The sequence below is a fragment of the Paucibacter sediminis genome (assembly GCF_030254645.1).
In the GTDB taxonomy this organism is placed as follows: domain Bacteria; phylum Pseudomonadota; class Gammaproteobacteria; order Burkholderiales; family Burkholderiaceae_C; genus Paucibacter_B; species Paucibacter_B sediminis.
This window is the reverse complement of sequence record NZ_CP116346.1, coordinates 4,602,956-4,622,665: the sequence shown is the minus strand read 5'-3', so window position 1 is coordinate 4,622,665 and position 19,710 is coordinate 4,602,956. Positions and strand designations below refer to the sequence as shown.

The 19,710-nt window shown below is 67.9% G+C and carries 16 protein-coding genes and 2 tRNA genes; 14 read left to right on the top strand and 4 right to left on the bottom strand.

The annotated features are described in order from the left end of the window. From PFX98_RS21430 to trxA, 4 genes are all read right to left on the bottom strand, one after another. Window positions 1-1,659: a hypothetical protein gene (locus PFX98_RS21430; protein ID WP_285232510.1), complete on the bottom strand. Its 1,659-nt coding sequence runs from the start codon at window positions 1,657-1,659 to the stop codon at window positions 1-3. Between the two features lie 140 nt (window positions 1,660-1,799). Continuing rightward, entirely contained in the window at window positions 1,800-2,060 is a 261-nt protein-coding gene (locus tag PFX98_RS21425) for a type B 50S ribosomal protein L31 (protein ID WP_285232509.1), read from the bottom strand. Window positions 2,061-2,154: 94 nt separating this feature from the next. Beyond that, the gene (gene rho / locus PFX98_RS21420; RefSeq protein ID WP_285232508.1) at window positions 2,155-3,417 is read right to left on the bottom strand and encodes a transcription termination factor Rho; all 1,263 of its coding nucleotides are present in this window, start codon (window positions 3,415-3,417) and stop codon (window positions 2,155-2,157) included. Window positions 3,418-3,646: 229 nt separating this feature from the next. Beyond that, a complete protein-coding gene (trxA, locus tag PFX98_RS21415; RefSeq protein WP_285232507.1) occupies window positions 3,647-3,976 on the bottom strand; it encodes a thioredoxin TrxA in 330 nt (109 codons plus the stop codon). A 185-nt stretch (window positions 3,977-4,161) separates the two neighbouring features. On the opposite strand from trxA, the gene PFX98_RS21410 reads away from it, so the two are divergent. From PFX98_RS21410 to PFX98_RS21345, 14 genes are all read left to right on the top strand, one after another. Next, window positions 4,162-6,855 carry a PD-(D/E)XK nuclease family protein gene (locus PFX98_RS21410; RefSeq protein ID WP_285232506.1) on the top strand — a complete coding sequence of 898 codons (2,694 nt, stop codon included), beginning with the start codon at window positions 4,162-4,164 and terminating at the stop codon, window positions 6,853-6,855. 17 nt (window positions 6,856-6,872) lie between these two features. Continuing rightward, on the top strand, window positions 6,873-10,262 hold the full coding sequence (locus PFX98_RS21405) for a UvrD-helicase domain-containing protein (protein ID WP_285232505.1): 3,390 nt from the start codon (window positions 6,873-6,875) through the stop codon (window positions 10,260-10,262). 50 nt (window positions 10,263-10,312) lie between these two features. Then, window positions 10,313-10,389, top strand: a tRNA-Pro gene (locus PFX98_RS21400). A 214-nt stretch (window positions 10,390-10,603) separates the two neighbouring features. Beyond that, window positions 10,604-12,592 (top strand): OPT family oligopeptide transporter, encoded by a 1,989-nt coding sequence (locus PFX98_RS21395; RefSeq protein ID WP_285232504.1) that lies wholly within the window; start codon window positions 10,604-10,606, stop codon window positions 12,590-12,592. Window positions 12,593-12,696: 104 nt separating this feature from the next. Further along, window positions 12,697-12,773 (top strand) — tRNA-Arg (locus PFX98_RS21390). 208 nt (window positions 12,774-12,981) lie between these two features. Beyond that, complete coding sequence (locus PFX98_RS21385; RefSeq protein ID WP_285232503.1) at window positions 12,982-14,223, top strand: tyrosine-type recombinase/integrase; 1,242 nt, start codon at window positions 12,982-12,984, stop codon at window positions 14,221-14,223. A 928-nt stretch (window positions 14,224-15,151) separates the two neighbouring features. Then, window positions 15,152-15,415 (top strand): helix-turn-helix transcriptional regulator, encoded by a 264-nt coding sequence (locus PFX98_RS24685; RefSeq protein ID WP_342399161.1) that lies wholly within the window; start codon window positions 15,152-15,154, stop codon window positions 15,413-15,415. Continuing rightward, window positions 15,412-15,705, top strand: coding sequence for a helix-turn-helix domain-containing protein (locus PFX98_RS21375; RefSeq protein ID WP_285232502.1), 294 nt, complete (start codon window positions 15,412-15,414; stop codon window positions 15,703-15,705). Before PFX98_RS24685 ends, PFX98_RS21375 begins: the two co-directional genes overlap by 4 nt. After that, window positions 15,702-15,965 carry a hypothetical protein gene (locus tag PFX98_RS21370; protein WP_285232501.1) on the top strand — a complete coding sequence of 88 codons (264 nt, stop codon included), beginning with the start codon at window positions 15,702-15,704 and terminating at the stop codon, window positions 15,963-15,965. The genes PFX98_RS21375 and PFX98_RS21370 overlap by 4 nt, the downstream gene beginning before the upstream one ends. Next, window positions 15,962-16,429 (top strand): CHC2 zinc finger domain-containing protein, encoded by a 468-nt coding sequence (locus PFX98_RS21365; protein WP_285232500.1) that lies wholly within the window; start codon window positions 15,962-15,964, stop codon window positions 16,427-16,429. Before PFX98_RS21370 ends, PFX98_RS21365 begins: the two co-directional genes overlap by 4 nt. Then, the gene (locus PFX98_RS21360; protein WP_342399160.1) at window positions 16,426-17,664 is read left to right on the top strand and encodes an AAA family ATPase; all 1,239 of its coding nucleotides are present in this window, start codon (window positions 16,426-16,428) and stop codon (window positions 17,662-17,664) included. Before PFX98_RS21365 ends, PFX98_RS21360 begins: the two co-directional genes overlap by 4 nt. After that, window positions 17,664-18,119 carry a TubC N-terminal docking domain-related protein gene (locus PFX98_RS21355; RefSeq protein ID WP_285232499.1) on the top strand — a complete coding sequence of 152 codons (456 nt, stop codon included), beginning with the start codon at window positions 17,664-17,666 and terminating at the stop codon, window positions 18,117-18,119. Before PFX98_RS21360 ends, PFX98_RS21355 begins: the two co-directional genes overlap by 1 nt. Next, complete coding sequence (locus PFX98_RS21350) at window positions 18,116-18,487, top strand: HGGxSTG domain-containing protein (RefSeq protein WP_285232498.1); 372 nt, start codon at window positions 18,116-18,118, stop codon at window positions 18,485-18,487. Before PFX98_RS21355 ends, PFX98_RS21350 begins: the two co-directional genes overlap by 4 nt. Window positions 18,488-18,795: 308 nt before the next feature. Beyond that, window positions 18,796-19,656, top strand: a complete 861-nt coding sequence (locus PFX98_RS21345; protein ID WP_285232497.1) for a flagellin N-terminal helical domain-containing protein — start codon at window positions 18,796-18,798, stop codon at window positions 19,654-19,656. The last annotated feature ends 54 nt before the right edge of the window (window positions 19,657-19,710 follow it).

Here is a 19,710-nt window from a genome sequence, read left to right as displayed (position 1 = left end):
TCAGCGCTGGGCCTGGCGTGCCAGCACGACCAGGCTGGCGTTGCGCTCGGTCGGGCGCTTCACCGTGCCGATCGCCTGCCAGTTGGCGTCGGCGCGAGTGGCGGTGTCGACGCTGACGACCGCATAGGCGCAATCGCTTTGCGCCAGCGCTTTGCTGGCGTCAACCGCCCAGCCGCCCTGGAACTCCATCGCCGCCAGCACATGCAGGGGCAGGCCGGGCGCCGCCACGCAGCCCGCCTGCCTGGGCAGATGCGCGGCCAGGCGCTGCATCAGGGGCAGGTTGCTGCGCGCATAGTCGATCGGCGGCAGGCCCAGCGTCATCAGCAGCAGCCAGCCCAGCGCCACGCCGCCGGCGGGCAGCACCAGGCTCTTCCAGAGCGCATGCTGGTGGCGCGCGGTGCGCCAGCGCACCAGGGCCAGCCAGGCCAGGCTGCCGAGCAGGGCCAGCGCGAGGGCGGCGGCGCTCCATTGCGGTTCGAAGCCATCGGCGAGGCGGCGGATATTGGCCAGGGGCGTGGCCGGCCAGCCCGTCTGCATGGACAGGTAGTAGAGCCAGATGAACAGCACCACGGCGCTGAAGAAGAACACCGAGAACCAGTCGATCGCCGCCGAGACGCCGCGGCGCAGCGTCGGCAGGGCAAAGGCCGCCAGCACTGCCATGGGCGGCAGCGCCAGCATCATGGCGCGGTCGGAGGCGTTCATCAGCAGGCTGGTGAGCAGGGGCACGGCCGCGATCACCAGGGGCACGCGGATATGGCGGCGCGTCAGGTGGCCGCGCCAGCGCCACAGCGTCCAGGCCGCCAAGGGCCAGGCCGGCCAGCAGAACCAACCCAGCAGGCTGAGGTAGCGCGGCAGCAGCTCCCAGGCCCAATGCGCGCGCAGGCGCCAGGCCCAGCCTTCCATCGGCCAGGCGGCTAGCGCGGCGAGGGCGCTGGACAACAGCAGCCAGGGCAGCAGCTTGCGCACCGCTTCATAGTGGCTGCCACGGCATACCAGCGCGCCCGCCAGGCCCAGGCCCAGGGCCACGGCCGGCGCACCGCTCATCGCCAGCATGGGCAGCGCCACGAGGCTGGTGAGCAGGCTCTTGCGCGGCCGGAACGGCGCGGCTGCCAGTGCATAGGCATACAGGGCCGTGGCCAGCAGCTGCATGATCTCGGGCGTGGTCTCGTGGCCCAGTTGCAGCAGGCCCAGGCTGGCCATCAGGGCCAGCAGGGCGCCATCGGCGAGCGCGCGCGCATAGTCGGTGGCATGGGCTTCGCCGCCAAAGGCAAAGGCCACCGGCTGGGCGGCCTCGGTGCGTGCCAGATGGAAGGTGGCGTACCAGACCAGGGCCAGCACGCCCGCCAGCGCCATGCCGAAGGGCAGGCGGGCCGCCAGATCGGCTGAGAGAAAGGGCAGCAGCTTGATCGCCAGCGCGCCGACCCAGTAGGGCAGCAGGCCGCCTTCGGCCGGGATGCCCGCGATCGCCGGCACATGCCAGGGCGCATGCCCCTGCGCCACGCTGGCCATGAAGCCAAAGGCGCTCAGATCGGCATTGCGCCAGGGGCCGCGCCCCACCAGGCCGGGCAACACATAGGCGGCGCAGAACAACAGCAGGATCCAGCGCGGGATGCGCTGGGCGCCGCGCTCGGGAACGATGGCAGGGGTGGGCAGGGTCACACGCGGATCTGTTCGTTGGGGTTGCGGTCCGCATGATGCCTGAGCCGGACCCTGAATCACCATGAAGGCGCCATGAAAAAAGGCAGCCGAGGCTGCCTTTGTGCAAGTCGATGTTGAATCGACCCGAGTCGACGCTGGTCTTACTTCTTGATGCCGAGGCGTGCGAACTTGGTGCGGAACTTCTCCACGCGGCCGCCCAGGTTGTCGATGCTCTTTTGCTGGCCGGTGTAGAAGGGGTGCGATTCGCTGGTGGTTTCCAGCTTGACCAGCGGCAGCTTACGGCCGTCCGCGAGTTCCACGCTGTCCTTGGTCTGCACGGTCGAACGCGTGACGAACTGGAATCCGTTGGATTGGTCCACGAAGGCCACTTCGCGGTAGTTGGGGTGAATGCCGTCTTTCATGGAGAACCTCTCGCTGCAGTGCCGGGAGCCAGGCCACACCATGTGGCGCACTTTCCGACAGCGGAAAACCGCGGATTATAGCAATGTTTTTGACTCAGCCGCCTCGTCGCATCATGTCGAAGAAGTCGTGGTTGTTCTTGGAGGCCTTCATCTTGTCGAGGATGAACTCCATCGCCTCGATCTCGTCCATGTTGTAGAGCAGCTTGCGCAGGATCCAGCTCTTTTGCAGGATCTCGGGCTTGAGCAGCAGCTCCTCGCGGCGCGTGCCGGACTTGTTGATCAGGATCGAAGGGTAGACGCGCTTCTCAGCCATGCGGCGATCCAGATGGATTTCGCAGTTGCCGGTGCCCTTGAACTCTTCGTAGATCACTTCGTCCATGCGGCTGCCGGTGTCGATCAGGGCCGTGCCGATGATGGTCAGCGAGCCGCCTTCCTCGACGTTGCGCGCCGCACCGAAGAAGCGCTTGGGGCGCTGCAGGGCGTTGGCGTCGACACCACCGGTCAGCACCTTGCCGGAGCTGGGCAGCACGTTGTTGTAGGCGCGGGCCAGGCGGGTGATCGAATCGAGCAGGATCACCACGTCCTTCTTCAGCTCCACCAGGCGCTTGGCGCGCTCGATCACCATCTCGGCCACCTGCACGTGGCGCGCGGCGGGTTCGTCGAAGGTCGAGCTGATGACCTCGCCGCGCACGGTGCGCAGCATTTCGGTCACTTCCTCGGGGCGCTCGTCCACCAGCAGCACCATCAGGTGGGCGTCGGGGTGGTTGGCGGTGATGGCATGCGCGAGCTGCTGCATCATCACCGTCTTGCCGGTCTTGGGCTGGGCGACGAGCAGGGCGCGCTGGCCTTTGCCGATGGGTGCGATCAGGTCGATGATGCGGCCGACGATGTTCTCGTCGCCCTTCATCTCGCGTTCCAGCTTGAACTGCTCCTTGGGGAACAAGGGCGTCAAGTTCTCGAACATGATCTTGTGCTTGCTCTCCTCCGGCGTCAGCTCGTTGACGCGGTCCACCTTGACGAGGGCGAAGTAGCGCTCGCCGTCCTTGGGCACGCGCACCTCGCCTTCGATCATGTCGCCGGTGTGCAGATTGAAGCGGCGGATCTGGCTGGGCGAGAGGTAGATGTCGTCGGTCGAGGCCATATAGCTGGCATCGGGCGAGCGCAGGAAGCCGAAGCCGTCGGGCAGCACTTCGAGCACACCGTCGCCGAAGACCTGTTCGCCAGCCTTGGCGCGCTTCTTCATGATCGCGAACATCAGTTCCTGCTTGCGCAGGCGTGCGACGTTGTCGATCTCCAGCTCTTCGCCCATCTTGATGAGGGCGGAGACGTGAAGCGCTTTCAGTTCAGAAAGATGCATGGGGGAAACCCGGTTGGGTCGTCCAGGGCCAGCCAAGAACCCAGGACACAAACTGCGGCAACCAGAGCCCTGTGCCCGATGGATTCGCGCATCTGCGCGAGGGGCACGTCAACAAAACACTTGGGAGCTTGGTGCCGAGTCCACGCGCCAAAACCTGGTGAGGCCGGGCGTGGTGGCTAGTCTGCTGCCGGGCGCTCTTCGTATGAGGCGCGCCCGGCAGTTGAGGGGATTATAGGTTAGCGTCGAGGAAGGACGTCAACTGGGCCTTGGAGAGGGCGCCGACCTTGGTGGCGGCGAGCTGGCCGCCCTTGAACAGCATCAGCGTCGGGATGCCGCGGATGCCAAACTTGGCGGGCACTTCGCGGTTCTCGTCGACGTTCATCTTGGTGATCTGCAGGCGGTCACCATATTCCTTGGACACGTCGTCCAGGATGGGGGCGATCATCTTGCAGGGGCCGCACCATTCGGCCCAGTAATCCACCAGCACGGGCTTGTCGGCTTGGATCACGTCGGCTTCGAAGGACGCGTCGGAAATGTGTTTGATCAGTTCGCTGCTCATGGATGGGTCCTTGGTCGGCAGGCCGGACGGCCGCCTGGGCCTGAAGGGTTGACCTCGTGCCGCCGTCTGCACGGGCTGGCGAGGTCTGAGATCAGTGCACAATGATTCTGACACAAAGCCTGCAGGCCTGCGGGCGGATGGGCGATTCAAGGGCCGCACGGGCCATCCGAAGACCGAGGGAATTCATGCAGACGATGCGCTTGCCGCTGGACGCGCGCCATGCGGCAGATCAATTCTGGCTGCGCGTGGCCGAAGCGGGCGAGCAATGGCTCGCCGAACAGGGGCTGGCCAGCCGTGACGCGGTGTTGCTGCTGCCCTTTGCCCAGCATCTCGCGCCTGCCCGCCGGGCCTGGATGCGGCTGGCGAGCTGGCCGCCCCGCATCGAGACCACCACCAGCCTGGCCTCATCGCTGGGCCCCAGCCCGCTCTCGCAAGGCCTGCAGATCAGCTTCGACGCGGCCATCGATGCCCTCAATGCGCGCCAGCTGCTGGCCGGGCAGAGCTGGGCCGAGACACTGCGCCAGCGCGATCCGCGTGCCTATCAGCTGGCCCTGCAGCATCTGGTGGAAGCGGCGCAGGCCTTCGCCCGCCATGCCCAGACCTTGGGGCCGGGCGGGCGCGCCGCCTTCTGGCCGCAGGCGCGCCAGGCCCTGCTGAACGGCGGGCTGAACGGTGGGCAGCCGGGCGGCCCGGCCGAGCTGGAGCAGGCGCTGAGCCTGGTGGCGTTGGAATGGGCCGCCAGTGACGGCCGGGTGCCGGCCGCGGACGCCTTGTTCGGGCTGCGCCCCAGCGCCTGGCTGCTGCTGCGTGCCGGTGGTGCCGATGCGCTCAGCGATGCCTTGCTGCGCGAGGCCGAAGCCCAGGGCGTCGCCTGCCTGCTGCTGGATGCCGATGCCAGCCTGGAGGAGCTGCAGGCACCGCCGGCTGCGCTGCGGGAGGCCGTCTGCAAGGATCGCGAGGAATTGGCCCAGTGCACGGCCGCGGCCGTGCTGGCACATCTCGGGCGCCGCGAGGCGCCCGTGGCCCTGATCGCGCAGGACCGTGTGCTGGTGCGTCGGGTGCGCGCCCTGCTGGAGCGCCAGGCGGTGCGCCTGGGCGATGAAACCGGCTGGACCCTGGCGACCACGCCCGAGGCCGCCCAGCTGATGGGGCTGCTGCGCGCCGCCCAGCCGCGCGCCGCGGTGGACGAGTTGCTGCAGTGGCTCAAGGGGGCGCTGGGCCGCAGCCTGCGCGAGCGCTGCGGCGCCGCCGCCGTCGATCAGCTGGAGGCGCAGTGCCGGCGCCTCGGCTGGGTGCAGGCGGGCGCCGTGCAGGCCGACAAGCTCAAGGGCGCCGCCGCAGGCCTGTGGCGGGAGGCCCAGGAGCAGTTGGCCCTGCTGCGCGCCGGCACCGCACAGCGCAGCCTGGCGCAATGGCTGGAGCAACTGGGCTGGCTGCTGGAGCGCTTGCAGGCCAGCGTCTGGCTGGACGAGCAGCCCGGCGGGCGCCAGTTGCTGGCGGCACTGTGGCTGCAGCGCGCGCCCTGGCCGGATTCCGCGCACGAGCTGGCGCTGCAGGGCACGCAGCTGGGCAGCGCCGACTTCCTGGCCTGGGTGAACGAGACGCTGGAGGCGCAGCAGTTCGTGCCGCCCCTGCCGCAGGACTTGCAGGTGCTGATCACGCCGCTGTCGCGTGCCATGCTGCGCCCCTTTGCCGCGGTGGTGCTGCCCGGCGCGGATGCGCAGACCCTGGGCGCGGTGGCCGCCGGGCCGGTGCTGCTGCCGGATCGGCTGCTGCGCAGCCTGGGCATGGCCGAGCAGGCGACGCGTCGCGCGCAATTGGCGGCCGGCTTCGTGCAGCTGTTGCGCGCGCCCGCGCTGACCTTGCTGCGCTGCGGCTTTGCCGGGGCCGAGCCGCTGGCGGCCAGCCCCTTGCTGGAGCGCCTGGCGGCCGCGCGCGAGCGCGCCGGCCTCGGGCCGCTGCCGCGCTGGGACGACGCGCGGCCCAGCCGCTCGCTGCAGGCCCAGCCCGCGCACCGGGCCCAGGCCCTGGCCGCGGGCCAGTTGCCGCGTCGCCTCAGCGCCAGCGGCCTGGATGCGCTGAGAAACTGCCCCTACCAGTTCTTCGCCCAGCAGATCCTGGGCCTGCGCGAGGAAGACGAGCTCAGCGAGGAGCTGGACAAGCGCGACTACGGCAACTGGCTGCATGCCGTGCTGTACCGCTTCCACCAGCAGCGGCTGGCGCAGGGCGAGGAAGCCGGCGCTCCGCGCATGGCCGACCTGCTGGCCGCGGCCGAGGCCGAGCGCGCGCGCATGGGACTTTCGGAGGCGGAATTCCTGCCCTATATCGCCAGCTTCCGGCGCCTGCTGCCGCGCTATCTGGCTTGGCTGGACACGCATGAGGCCGAGGGCTGGCGCTACCAGGCCGGCGAAGAGGCGCGCGAGTGCCAGCCCTGGACGCACCAGGCGCTGCGCGCGCTGAGCCTGCAGGGGCGGCTGGACCGCCGCGACGGCCAGCCCGGCCGGCGCCTGCTGCTGGACTACAAGACCGGCTCGGTGGAGGGCCTCAAGGCCAAGCTCAAGCGACCGCTGGAGGACACGCAGCTGGCGGTCTATGCCTTGCTGTGCGCGGAAGATGACGCGAAAGATGACGTGGATGGGGCCGAGCCGGCACAGCTGGGCGCCGCCTATCTGGCGCTGGACGACAGCAAGGGCCTGCAGATGATCGAGCACCCCGAGGTGGCGCAGACGGCCGAGCTGCTGCGCCAGGGCCTGGAGGCCGACCTGGCCGAGCTGCAGGCCGGTGCGGCGCTGCCGGCGCTGGGGGAGGGCAAGGCCTGCGGCTTCTGCGCGGTGCGCGGCCTGTGCCGCAAGGACGATTGGTGGGAGGGCGCGGTCTGATGCCGGCGGAGATGCTCATGAACGAGGGCCGGCAGGCCGCCTACACCATCGACGGCCAGCTGCAGCCGCGCGAGCGCTTTTACGAGCTCGCCTGCGACCCGCGCCGCAGCGTGGTGGTCGAGGCCTGCGCCGGCGCAGGCAAAACCTGGATGCTGGTCTCGCGCATCCTGCGTGCCTTGCTGGACGGGGTCGATCCGCAGCAGATCGTGGCCATCACCTTCACGCGCAAGGCCGCCGGCGAGATGCGCCAGCGCCTGGCCGAGTGGCTGGCCGAATTTGCGCGTGGCAGCGAGGCGCAGCGCGTCGAGGCGCTGATGCAGCGGGGCATGGCCGAGGCCGAGGCGCGCGCCGCCGCGCCGGCGCTGCAGGGCCTGCAGCAGCGCCTGCTGGAGGGCGGCCGGCCGGTGGAGATACGCACCTTCCACGCCTGGTTCTCGCAGCTGCTGCGCGCCGCGCCGATGGCCCTGCTGCAGCAGCTGGGCATCGCGCCCGAGCTGCAGCTGCTGGAGGACGAGAGCGAGCTGATGCCCGAGATCTGGCGCGGCTTCCATGCGCAGGTGCTCGCCGATGCCGACCTGCTGGCGGACTACCAGGCCCTCATCGACGAGTGCGGGCGCAGCACGGTGCTGCGCTGGCTGCTGGCGGGCTTTGACAAGCGCGTGGAGCTGCGCCTGGCGCAGGCGCAGGGCCTGCTGATGGAGAGCGTGGGTGGCGCCGCCGAGGTGTCGCCGCGCTTCGCCGCGGCCGCACCCTTGGAGGTGTTTGCCGCCCTGCGCGGGCAGCTGCAGGCCCTGGCAATCGAGCTCGGCCAGGGCCGCAACGAGACCATGCGCAAGGCCGCCACCGCCATCGAGCAGGCGCTCAGCGCGCAGCTGGCGCCGGCCGCGCTGTTCGAGCTGGTGCGCGGCAAGCTGCTGACCAAGTCGAACACGCCCGTCAAGGCGCTGGCCAGCAGCCCGCTGGCCGTGGCCCTGGCCGACGAGGTGGAGCTGGTGCTGCGCGGCCTGGAGCAGGAGCGTGCGCGTGCGCTGCATCAGCGCCTGGCGCGCCTGAGCCTGCAGCTGATTGCCAGCTTCGATCGCCTCAAGCACGGCCGCGGCCTGGTGGACATGAACGACCTGGAGCGCGGCGCCCTGGCCGTGCTGGGCGATGCCGAGCTGGCGGGCTGGGTGCAGGAGCGCCTGGACGCGCAGCTGCGCCATCTGCTGATCGATGAGTTCCAGGACACCAGCCCGCTGCAGTGGCAGGCCCTTTATGCCTGGCTGTCCGGCTACAGCGGCGCGGGCGGTGGCGGCAGTGGGCAGCGCCCGCTGTCGGTCTTCATCGTCGGCGATCCCAAGCAGAGCATTTACCGCTTCCGGCGCGCCGAGCCGCGCGTGTTCGCGGCGGCGCGCGACTTCGTGCGCGATGGCCTGGGCGGCGCGGTGCTGGCCTGCGACCACACGCGCCGCAATGCGCCGGTGGTGCTGGCGGCGGTGAATGCCGCCCTGTCCGAGGCGCAACGACTGGGCGAGTACGAGAACTTCCGCGCGCACTCCACCGAGGTCGGCGCGGCCGACGCGTTGGAGGGCTTCCTGCGCCTGGACGCGGAAGAGGGGGGCGCGGAGGATGCAGACGACGCGGACGCCAGCGCTACCCCGGCCGACGCGGCCTGGCGCCCCAGCCTGCGCGAGGCGCGTCACGAGCCCGAGTTGCAGCGCCGTGCCGCCGAGGCCGGGCGCATTGCGGCGGCCCTGGCCGAGCTGATCCATGGCCAGGGTCTCAAGCCCGGCGAGGTCTTCGTGCTGGCGCGCAAGCGCGAGCCGCTGCGCGTGCTGGCCCAGGCGCTCAAGGGTTTGGGCATCCCGCATGTGGCACCCGAGGAACAGAACCTGCTGGACGCGCCCGATGTGCGCGACCTGCTGGCCCTGCTGGATGCGCTGGCCTCGCCCGCGCATGACCTCTCGCTCGCCCACGCGCTGCGCAGCCCGCTGTTCGACGTCAGCGAGGCGGGGCTGTTGCAGCTCTCGCGCGCCGCCGGTGCGGTGCGCCGCCTCAGCGATGCCGTGCCGGACGTGGAGGACGTGGAGGGCGGGCAGGAGAATCAGGAGCGGGTCCGCAGCAGTTTCTGGCAGGCCTTGCTGGCCGCCGACGAGGCGGCGCTGGAGCCGGCGCTGCAGCGCGCGCGCCGGCTGCTGCAGGCCTGGAGCGAGCGCGTGCAGCAATGCACGCCGCAGGAGCTGCTGGACCAGATCCTGCACGAGGGCGATCTGCTGGCCCGGGTGGCGGCGCGCGTGCCGCCCAGCGAGCGGCGCGCGCGCCTGCATGCCCTGCAGGCCCTGCTGGGCCTGGCGCTGGACCTGGACGGCGGGCGTTATGTCACCGTCTATGGCTTTGTGCGGGCCCTGCGCCAGCGCGCGCTGAACCTGCCTGCCTACAGCGAGGCCGATGCCGTGCAGTTGTTGACCGTGCATGGCGCCAAGGGCCTGGAGGCCCGCGTGGTGGTGTTGATGGACAGCGATGCCGTGGCGGCGCGCGCCGATCATGCGACCCTGTTGGTCGACTGGCCGGTGCAGCAACCCTGGCCGCGGCGCGTCGCCTTCCTCGGCTCGGAAAGCCGCCCGCCGCCGGCCCTGGCCGAGCTGATGCGCGTCGAGCAGGGGGAACGCCAGCGCGAGGAGCTGAATGCCCTGTATGTGGCGATGACGCGCGCCAAGGCGCGCCTGGTGCTGAGCCGCAGCCGTTCCGCCAAGGCCGGGCCGGCGGGCAGTTGGTGGGCCCGCCTGCAGGCGCTCGCGCCCGCCTGGGTGCCTGCGGCAGCGGCCGCTGCCGACCTGGGCAGCGCCGAGGTCCGCCTGCTCGAGCTGCCCCAGCTGCCGCCCGCCGCGGCCCGGCCGGCCACGCCCGAGCCTGCCGAACTGGTGGTGCGGACGGCCGAGCTGGACGAGATGGCCGCCCTGGGCGAGGCCATGCACCGGGTGCTGGAATGGGCCAGCGGCCCAAATGGGCAAGGGCAGGGGCAGGCACGGGGTCAGGTCTTGCCAGCGCTGCTTGGCGCGGCGGCGCAGATGTACGGCCTCGACGCCAAGCGCAGCGAACGCCTGGCGCGCGCGGTGCAGGCGATCCTGGGCAGCGCGGATTGCGCCCCCTTCTTCGACGCGGCGACCCTGCTGTGGGCCGGCAACGAGGTGCCGGTGAGCCACGAGGGCAGCGACCTGCGGCTGGACCGCCTGGTGCAGCGCGCTAGCGAGGGCGGCGGGCCGGAATGGTGGGTGCTGGACTACAAGCTCAACGACGCGCCACAGCGCCAGCCCGAGTATCTGGAGCAGCTGCGCGTCTATCGTGCCGCGGTGCAGCGGCTGCAGCCGGGCGAGCCGGTGCGCAGCGCCTTCATCACCGCCCAGGGGCGCCTGATCGAGGTGGGCTGAAACTGTTTTTCGGGCGGGGCTGAAATCCGGGCTACAATGGCCGGCTTAGTCGGGGCGTAGCGCAGCCTGGTAGCGCATCTGCTTTGGGAGCAGAGGGTCGCGAGTTCGAATCCCGCCGCCCCGACCATGTCTTTACACCATGCCAACCCGCTGCGGACGCCGTCCCCAGCGGGTTTTGCTTTTTGAAAAGGGCCGCGCCGAGCTTGCGCCCCCAGGTCAACCCGGACAGCCAGCGTTGACCGCGGCTGGGACAATCCGCGCGCACCGCGACAAGCGCGGTCGCCCGCCTGGCCACAAGCCGGCGCGCGGCCTGCCCCCGAGATTCAACAGATCGATACAGCATGGCGATACAACAGCTCAGCGAAGAACAGATCCACACCTGGACGCGCGCCCAGAAAGACGAGTGGTGGTTCAAGAACATCTACCGCGGCGACATGGCGCAGCTGAGCCTGCGCTCGGGCCTGACCGGCTTCCTGCTGGGCGGCGTGCTGGCCGCCACCAGCCTCTATATCGGCGCCAAGACCGGCATCGGCATCGGCGTGGGCCTGACCTCGGTGATCCTGGCCTTCGCGATGTTCCGCATGATGCACGCCGCGGGCTGGGCCTCGGACTACACGGTGCTGGAGAACAACTGCACCCAGTCCATCGCCACCGCCGCCGGCTATGTGGTCTCGCCGCTGTTCTCCAGCATGGCGGCCTATATGCTGGTGAGCGGCAAGATCATCCCCTGGTGGCAGCTGATGATCTGGATCGCGGTGATCTCCACCCTGGGCGTGCTGGTGGCCTTCCCGATGAAGCGCCGCTTCATCAACGAAGACCAGCTGCCCTTCCCCGAGGGGCGTGCCTGCGGCGTGGTGCTGGATTCGCTCTACACCGGCGAGGCCGGCGAGGGCATGTACAAGGCGCGCCTGCTCGCCAAGGTGGCGGTGCTCACCGCCACCTACCAGGCCATCGTCAGCGACGGCTGGATGAAGCTGCTGCAGTTCAAGCTGCTGCGCATGGACCAGTGGGCCGGCATGAAGGAGCCCTGGACCTTCCACGAGCGCCTCGATCAGTACTACTACCAGGCGGCGGTGAAGGCGGACCTGTGGATCCCCAAGATCCTCGGCACCGACTTCCGCGCCCTCGGCCTGCGCTTCACGCTCGACGCCGCGATGTTGGGCGTGGGCGGCCTGATGGGCATTGCCGTGGCCACCAGCTGCCTGCTGGGCGCCTTCATCAACTTCGTGATCCTCGCCCCCATCATGATCCAGGCGGGCGACATCGTGCAGCGCGTTGCGCCCAGCGGTGCCATCGTGCCGATCTCGCGTGCCGAGATCGTCAACCAATGGTCGATGTGGTGGGGTGTGGCGATGATGGTGACGGGCTCGCTGGTGAGCCTAGCCGCCAAGCCCGAGCTGTTCACCGCCGCCTTCAAGTCCGTGACGGGCAAGAAGACCAAGGCCGATGCCGGCACCGATCTGCTGGCGCATATCGAGGTGCCGCTGTGGGTCTCGTACGTGGGCGTGCCAGTGTTCGGCCTGCTGGGTGCCTGGATCACGCATGAGTTCTTTGGCGTGCCCCTACTGCTGGCTCTGGTCTCGCTGCCGCTGATCTTCGTGCTGACGGTGATCTGCACCAACTCGATGGCGCTGACCTCGTGGACGCCCACCGGCTCGCTCTCCAAGATCACCCAGTTCACCATGGGCGCGATCGACAGCTCCAACCCGGCCAGCAATCTGCTGCCCGCGGGCATGACCTCGGAGATCGCCTCCAACGCCGCCAACCTGCTGTCCGACATCAAGCCCGGCTACATGCTGGGCGGCAAGCCGCGCCACCAGGTGGTGGGCCATCTGATCGGCATCATCGCCGGCGTGCTGGCCTGCGTGCCGCTGTTCTTCCTGCTATTCCTGCCGCCGGATGTGAACGGCGTGCGCTCGGTCGCCACCCTGGTGTCCGAGCAGTTCGCGATGCCCGCCGCCATCCAGTGGAAGGGCGTGGCCGAGATCATCGCCAAGGGCCTCAAGGGCCTGCCGAGCTCGGCCCTGATCGCGATGGGCTTCGCGGTCGTCAGCGCCATCATCCTGGAAGTGGCGCGCATCGCCAGCAAGGGTCGGTTCCAGCTCTCCGCCGTCTCGGTGGGCCTGGGCGTGGTGCTGCCGCCCGAGTCGACCCTGGCCATGTGGCTGGGCGCGCTGATCTTCTGGCTGCTCTCCAAGCGCTTCAAGGACGCCCGCAGCGCCGGCTACAAGCGCTGGGTGGAAGGCTGCGAGCCGATCTGCGCTGGCCTGATCTCGGGCGCGGCGCTGATGGGCATCGGCAACGCCATCGTGAACGTGCTGATCGGCTGATCGGCCTTCTTGACCGTTGCTGGGCCTGCCTGAGGCCCATGGCACAATTCAAGGGCATCAAGGGCAAGGCCTGCGTGGGAACGCAGGCCTTGTTCGCACACACACTGCCCGTAGCTCAACTGGATAGAGCAGCTGCCTTCTAAGCAGCAGGTCGGGGGTTCGAGTCCCTCCGGGCAGGCCATATCGGTATTTCAGATAGTATCAAGATGGCTCAGGCTGCTAAGTAAATCAAAGGCTTAGCGGCCTTTTTTGTGCCATGTTGAGTCAGGAGCGCTCTTTACAGCCTGCCTAAAACCGGGGAACATGTCGGGGAATAAACCGGGAGACCGGGGTAAATCGGGGTGCTTGTTCCCCGGTTTTTCCGGGCCTGGACACCGGGGAACACTGCCATGCTGACCGAAGCTGCCTGCAAGAACGCCTCCTGCCCGCCTGAGCTGAAGCGCCGTCGCCTGACTGACGCGGCTGGCCTCTACCTTGAGGTTTCGCCGGCCGGCGCCAAGCGCTGGTTCTGGAAGTTCTACCCGGACGGCAAGGAATCCCGCCTAGCCCTAGGCAGCTACCCCGAGGTGACGCTGAAGGCGGCCCGTCTGGCGCGCGATGAGGCGCGCAGGGTGCGCCAGGCAGGAACCAATCCCGTTCAGGCCCGCCGCGTCAAGAAGCTGGCTGCGGCAGCATCCAGCGCAATAACCTTTGAGGCGGTGGCCCGCGAGTACCACGGCACCCGCAAGGGAGCGGTGAGCGCCCTGTACGCTGAGCGTTGGCTTGAGCGGATGGAGAAAGACCTGTTCCCCTGGATTGGGAGCCTGCCCCTCACGGACGTGACCGCGCCGCTGCTGTTGCAGACGTTGCGCAGGGTCGAGGCTCGTGGAGCCCGGGAGACGGCGCACACCCTGCGCCAGACGGCCGGCCAGGTGTTCCGCTACGGCATCGCCACCGGCCGCTGCGAGCGGAACCCGGCGCCGGACCTGCATGGCGCGCTGCAGCCCGTGACGGTCAAGCACATGGCCGCGCTGCTGGAGCCCGGCAAAGCCGGCGAGTTGATGCGCTCCATTGCCGGCTACCCGGGCCAGCCGAGCACGCGCGTGGCGCTGCTGCTGTCCGCACTGCTGTTTCAGCGGCCGGCGAACGTCCGCATGATGGAGTGGGCCGAGTTGGACCTTGATGGCGCGCTCTGGACCATCCCGGCCGCCAAGATGAAGCGGACGGTGCATGGCAAGACCAATGGGCGCCCGCACCTTGTGCCGCTGCCTAAGCAGGCTGTGGAGGCCCTCAAGGAGTTGCAGCTACTTACTGGGCATGGCCGGTTCGCGTTTCCTTCACTGATTACCGGTGAGCGGCCAATGAGCGAGAACACCGTGAACACCGCGCTGCGCCGCATGGGCTACGGCAAGGACGACATGACGGCTCACGGCTTCCGCTCAATGGCACGCACCATCATCGCCGAGCGCCTGCCAGGTATCCCGGTGGACGTGATCGAGGCCCAACTCGCGCATGGAAAGAGCGGCCCGCTCGGCATGGCCTATGACCGCGCCGAATACATGGAGCAGCGGCGCGTCCTAATGCAGACTTGGGCTGACTACCTCGACCAGCTCCGGGCCGGCGCGAAGGTGATCGAGTTCAAGGCCGCCTGAGCAAGTCCGCGTCAGCCGGATGCTGGCAATTGGGGTTGGGCGGGGCTGTAGCCCTCGGCCTTTGAAAGTGGAGGACGCATGGACACATCATTGCATTTGGTCGCCCCAGTTTCTTGGCTTGGTGTGAGTTGGGCGCTCGACGGCTCGCAACTGCTTGAATTTCGTGCCGCTGATGGGGTTAGGTGGAGCATCCCTGCGGCGGCGGCTCTGCTGGGCGGGCTACTTGATGCTCCGTGCGCGGACCTCGAAAAAAGAGCGCGCGCACTGCGAATCGCCGTTGGCGAACTTGAGCGGGTGCAGACCTAGTTCCTCCACCTATTCCGCCGCGCCTAGGCTGATCCCCGAAAACCCGTTTCCCTGGCGGGCTGGCGCGGCACCTTTTGCCCAGGGGTGCGCGAGGGGCGCATGGACTCAAGTGACTCTCAGAATCAGAATCAGGAGCTGGACGGTGGGGCACATCAGAGCTGGAAAAACGCTCTGATCCATTGCGCTGGTGGCAACGCTCACCCTTTGCTTGAGTTGCTGCTATCGCCAGCAACAACGGATGGTCAGGGGAACCCAACTTCATTTCACCCGCTACCAGATGACTCAGAGTTGAGGCTTCGGATTGTCCGGGCACTGATAACGCGTCCAGACTGGGTGGGCGGTAGCGTCTCCAAGTGGGCGACTCATGTTGGCAGAGGCACGGGCAAGCCGGCGCTTAGTGACCGAGAAGTATCTGCAATTCAGGCGATAAACGACCTGTTGGCCCGGAACAGAAGCGGCCCGAAAAGTTTGGACTTTGTGAGGCTTGCCGAAGCATATGGGATGGAGCCAGAGACACTCCGGAAGAAGGTCGCGCAGCGTCGCCGCAGGCAAAACGGTGACTAACGTCAAGGCATTTGCGTTGCTAGCAAATGCCTCGCCCTGAACCTGCCAGCTAGACACCATGCGCTCATGTTCACTCATGGAGCGCACCATGCACCCCACGCGACAACCTGAGAAGCGCCAGCCCATCGAGGCCGGCACCCTGCCTGACGCCTTGCTGAAGATGGCAACGGTGGAGGCCATGACCGGCCTCAGCCGCCCGAGCATCTATCGCCGCCTAGCATCCGGCGACTTTCCCGAGCCTGTCCGCCTTGGCCGACGCTGTACCCGCTGGCCGGCTGCTGCTGTGCGCGACTGGATCAGGGCACAAGGGGGTGCGCAATGATGGCGAAGACCCCACCCGAGCGCATCAAGGCGCTGCACGCGATCCGTGATCGGCATCAGGGCGACACATCGGCGCCGCAGCGCGCCCGCCTGCTGGAGGCTCTGCAGACGCTGGGGCACTGCACCACCTTCGAAGCCTCACGTTATCTTGACCTGTACGACCCTCGCGCCCGCAAGCTGGACCTTGTAAAGCAGGGCTATGCGGTGCTGACGACCTGGCGCGTTGTCCAAACCGAGTCCGGCGAATGCCATCGCATCGGCGTGTATTCGCTGCTGAGGGGGCGTGCATGAGAACACAAAAGACAGAAGCCCCGACCGTTGCAGCGGTGCAGGGCTTCGGTGAACAGCGATCAGCAGACCGCACAGATTTTGCCAGCGTGAACACCGAGCGCAAGGCCTTTGCCAGCCTACAAGCCGCGTTCGCGTTGCAGGGCTATGCGCTGCACCGCCTGACCGATGGCCTGCTGCTGGTGGAGCGCTGGGGCTACTCGCGCACAGTCGACGGCATCACTCAGGCCGCGCAGTTGCTCGCACAGATCGGGGGCCGATGATGGGCAAGCGATACGAGCGCGACATGCTCCCTAATCCTGTGGCGTTCTTTGAGGGCGAGGGCCTGACGCTCAAGGGGCCTGGACGATGGAAAACGACCCGCTGCGTGTTCCACGGCGGCAGCGACTCCATGCGCATCAACACCGACAGCGGTGCGTGGGTCTGCATGGCCTGCGACCAGAAAGGCGGGGATGTGCTGGCCTACGTCATGCAGTGGCACGGCCTGGAGTTCATTGAGGCGGCCGAAGCCTTGGGCGCAACCGTGGGTGACGGCAAGCCGGCCCAGCCAGCACGCAAGACCACGCTATCCCCCGCCGCCGCGCTGAAGCTAGTGCAGGCCGAGGCCTGGCTGATCGTTTGCACGGCGCTGGCTGCAGCCGATGCGATCAAAGACCCCGCAGATCGGGAACGAGTGATCGAGGCTGCGCGCACGATTCAGGGCGTAATGCTGGAGGCGACCGCATGAGCGCTATCGACAAACCCGATTGGCGCAGACTGGATGCCGACCGCGCCAAGGTGCTGGCCGCTCATGCGAAGCCCCAGGCAGCGATGCCGCCCGAGGATGGGGTGATCCTAACTTGTGCCGCGACGCTGAAGCCCGAGCCGGTGCGCTGGCTCTGGCGTGACTGGCTGGCGCTGGGCAAGTTCCATGTGCTGGCTGGCGCACCCGGTCAGGGCAAGACAACCTTGGCCCTTGCGATGGCGGCGGCCGTGACCAGTGCCGGCCGCTGGCCAGATGGTTCCCGCTGCGATGCAGGCGCTGTCCTGATGTGGAGCGGCGAGGATGACCCCGCCGATACGCTGCTGCCGCGCCTGGTGGCCATGGGGGCAGATCCTGCGCGGGTGTTCTTTGTGACGGGTTCCCATGTCGCTGGCGAGGTGCTGCCTTTCGACCCAGCGCGAGACATGCCCCAACTGCTGGCTGAGGCCGAGCGCATCGGTAATGTCCGGCTGCTGATCGTTGACCCGGTTGTTTCCACTGTGGCCGGCGACAGCCACAAGAACACCGAGGTCCGGCGCGCTCTGCAGCCCCTGGTGGATCTTGGCGCAGCGCTGGGCGCGGCGGTGCTGGGCATCTCGCACTTCAGCAAGGGATCGAGCGGGCGCGACCCGACCGAGCGGGTGGTGGGCTCGATGGCCTTCGGCGCGGTGGCGCGTGTGGTGCTGTGCGCCGCCAAGGTGAAGGGGCAGGACGGCGGCGAGGATCGGCGCATTCTGGTGCGCAGCAAGTCCAACATCGGCCCAGACGATGGGGGATTTGAGTACGGCATTGCACAGACCGAGCTGCAGGCCTGGCCGGGCGTTCATGCCTCGCTGATCGAGTGGGGCCAGGCGGTGGATGGCACCGCCCGCGAGCTGCTGGCCGAAGCTGAAGCCGATCAGGGCGACGATGTGGAGGCCTCAGCCTTCGATGACGCTTGCGGCTTCCTGCGGCATGAGTTGGCGAATGGGCCGAAGTCGGCCAAATACATCTTGGCTGAAGCCCGGCAGGCTGGGCACAGTGAGCGGACCATTAAGCGGGCAAAGGCGCATCTTGGCATCGAGTCTCGCAAGGAGGCTGCCGGCTGGCTGTGGGGCATGGTCGCTGAGGCTTCGCCCAATGAGGGCAAGGATGCCAAGGGGGCCAAGGATTCCACGTCTGAAAACCTTGGCACTGTTGGCACCCTTGGCACGGTTGACCATGCCAGCGAGGTGTTCTGATGGGTGCCTTCGACCTGCTGCAGCACCTACGCACCGCTGGTCTTGCGCTAACCGTTGACGGGGACAACCTGATCGTTACGCCACGCGAACGGCTGACCGACGCCATGCGCAGCGCGATCCGGGCGCACAAGCCCGGCTTGCTCGACGCGCTCAAGGCCAACGAGATCAGGCCCGCTGCACCGCTTGACGATCCAGGCCCGAAAGACCCGCAGCAACCTCGCTTGATGGGCTTGGGCCTGGACAGCGCGAAGGCGGCCCAGCTTGCAGCGTGGATGGCGTCGCGCACGGCTGAAGGGGACGACCGGCGAAGCTGTTTCGAGTGCCGGCATTTCAAGGCCGGGGCCAGGCGCTGCGGAAATCACAAGGCGGCCGATATGCCGCAGATTCTGGGCGACGACCTGGCAACGCTGCCGCAGCGCTGCGCGGGTTTCGGCCGGCTGGAGCGGACCTCATGACTGGCAGTCAAAAGCTGCGTGCTATTGATCCGCAAGCGGCGATGCGCCAGGCGTTCGTGGCCGCTATGAAGGCAGAGCGGGCAGAGGTGATGCGGCTGCTGGCTGCGGGCGTGCCGGAATGGGAGATCGCCGAGCGGATGCGGTGCAACCCGCTGCGCATGGACTACGCCCTTTTTGCCGGCCTGCGCTGCGGTGCCACCGGTAAGCGCTCTGGCAAGCCTTGCTCGCTGACTGCGATCTATGCCAATGGGCGCTGCAAGCTCCACGGCGGCCTGTCCACCGGTCCGACGAGTACGGAAGGTAAGGCTCGCGCTGCGCTGAATGGCCGAGCGCCGAAGCGAGCAAAGAATGCCGGAAATGGGTGCTAAACAGTATTGCCTCGGCTCTGCAAAATAGAGCGATTTAGTGCGGTTGCTGCCAAGTGCCTACGCCATGGGTAGAGCGAAGAAAACCGGGGAACAAACCGGGGAACGTTTGAGGATGCAAGCGGCGTAGATCAAGCATCTATGCGGTCTAGCGGGCAGAATGTGGACCCCTCCGGGGCCAGTCCGCAGCCGCGGCGGTTTCCAAAGTTTTTCTTCGTTCGGCATTTAAGTCCTGCGGGCGGCGCGTCGCCTTGTATGGCTGAGGGCAAGACAACTTGTCCGATCACGACGACAAACTTCTGGAGCTTCCCATGCTTAGCCTGCACACCAACGCCGCTGCTCTTTCCACGCAAAACTCGCTGGGCGCTTCGCAGCGCGCTCTGTCCACCTCGATGACCCGTCTGGGCACGGGCTTCCGCGTCAACTCCGCCATGGACGACGCCGCCGGCCTGCAGATCGCCACCCGTCTGGACGCCCAGACCCGCGGCCAGGCCGTGGCGATGCGCAACACGCAGAACGGCATCTCGATGCTGCAGACCGCCGAAGGCGCGCTGAACGAAGTCTCGAACATCCTGCTGCGCATGAAGGACCTGGCTACCGAGTCCGCCAGCGGTTCGTCCACCACCAAGGATCGCGACGCCATGCAGGCCGAGTACGACGCCCTGGGCGGTGAGCTGAACAACATCATGAACAACACCAGCTTCGGCGGCAGCAAGCTGCTGGTGGGTGGCACCATGGCCGCAGCGGTGACCTTCCAGATCGGCGCCTCGTCGAGCGAGAAGATGACCGTGGACATCAGCGCCGACTTCACCCAGGCCGGCACCGACCTGACCGCCGTCAGCGCCAAGTACACCGCCCCGGGCGGCGCCGCCGGCACCGAAATCAATGCCGCCAGCGCCAACGGCGCGATCGACAAGGTCAACACCGCGCTGGACACGATCGGCAAGATCCGCGCCGGCATGGGTGCCGCGGCCAACCGCCTGGACCATGTCTACAACAACCTGCAGAACGTCAGCACCAACGCCGCCCAGGCCCGTGGCCGCATCATGGACGTGGACTACGCCACCGAGACCTCGAACATGACGACCAAGCAGATGCTGATGCAAGCCGGCTCGTCGATGCTGAAGCAGAGCAACAGCATGTCCGGCCTGGTCATGTCGCTGCTGCAGTAATACCGCCAAGGCACTGCCTGCAAGCGAGAAACCCGGCGTGCGAGCGCCGGGTTT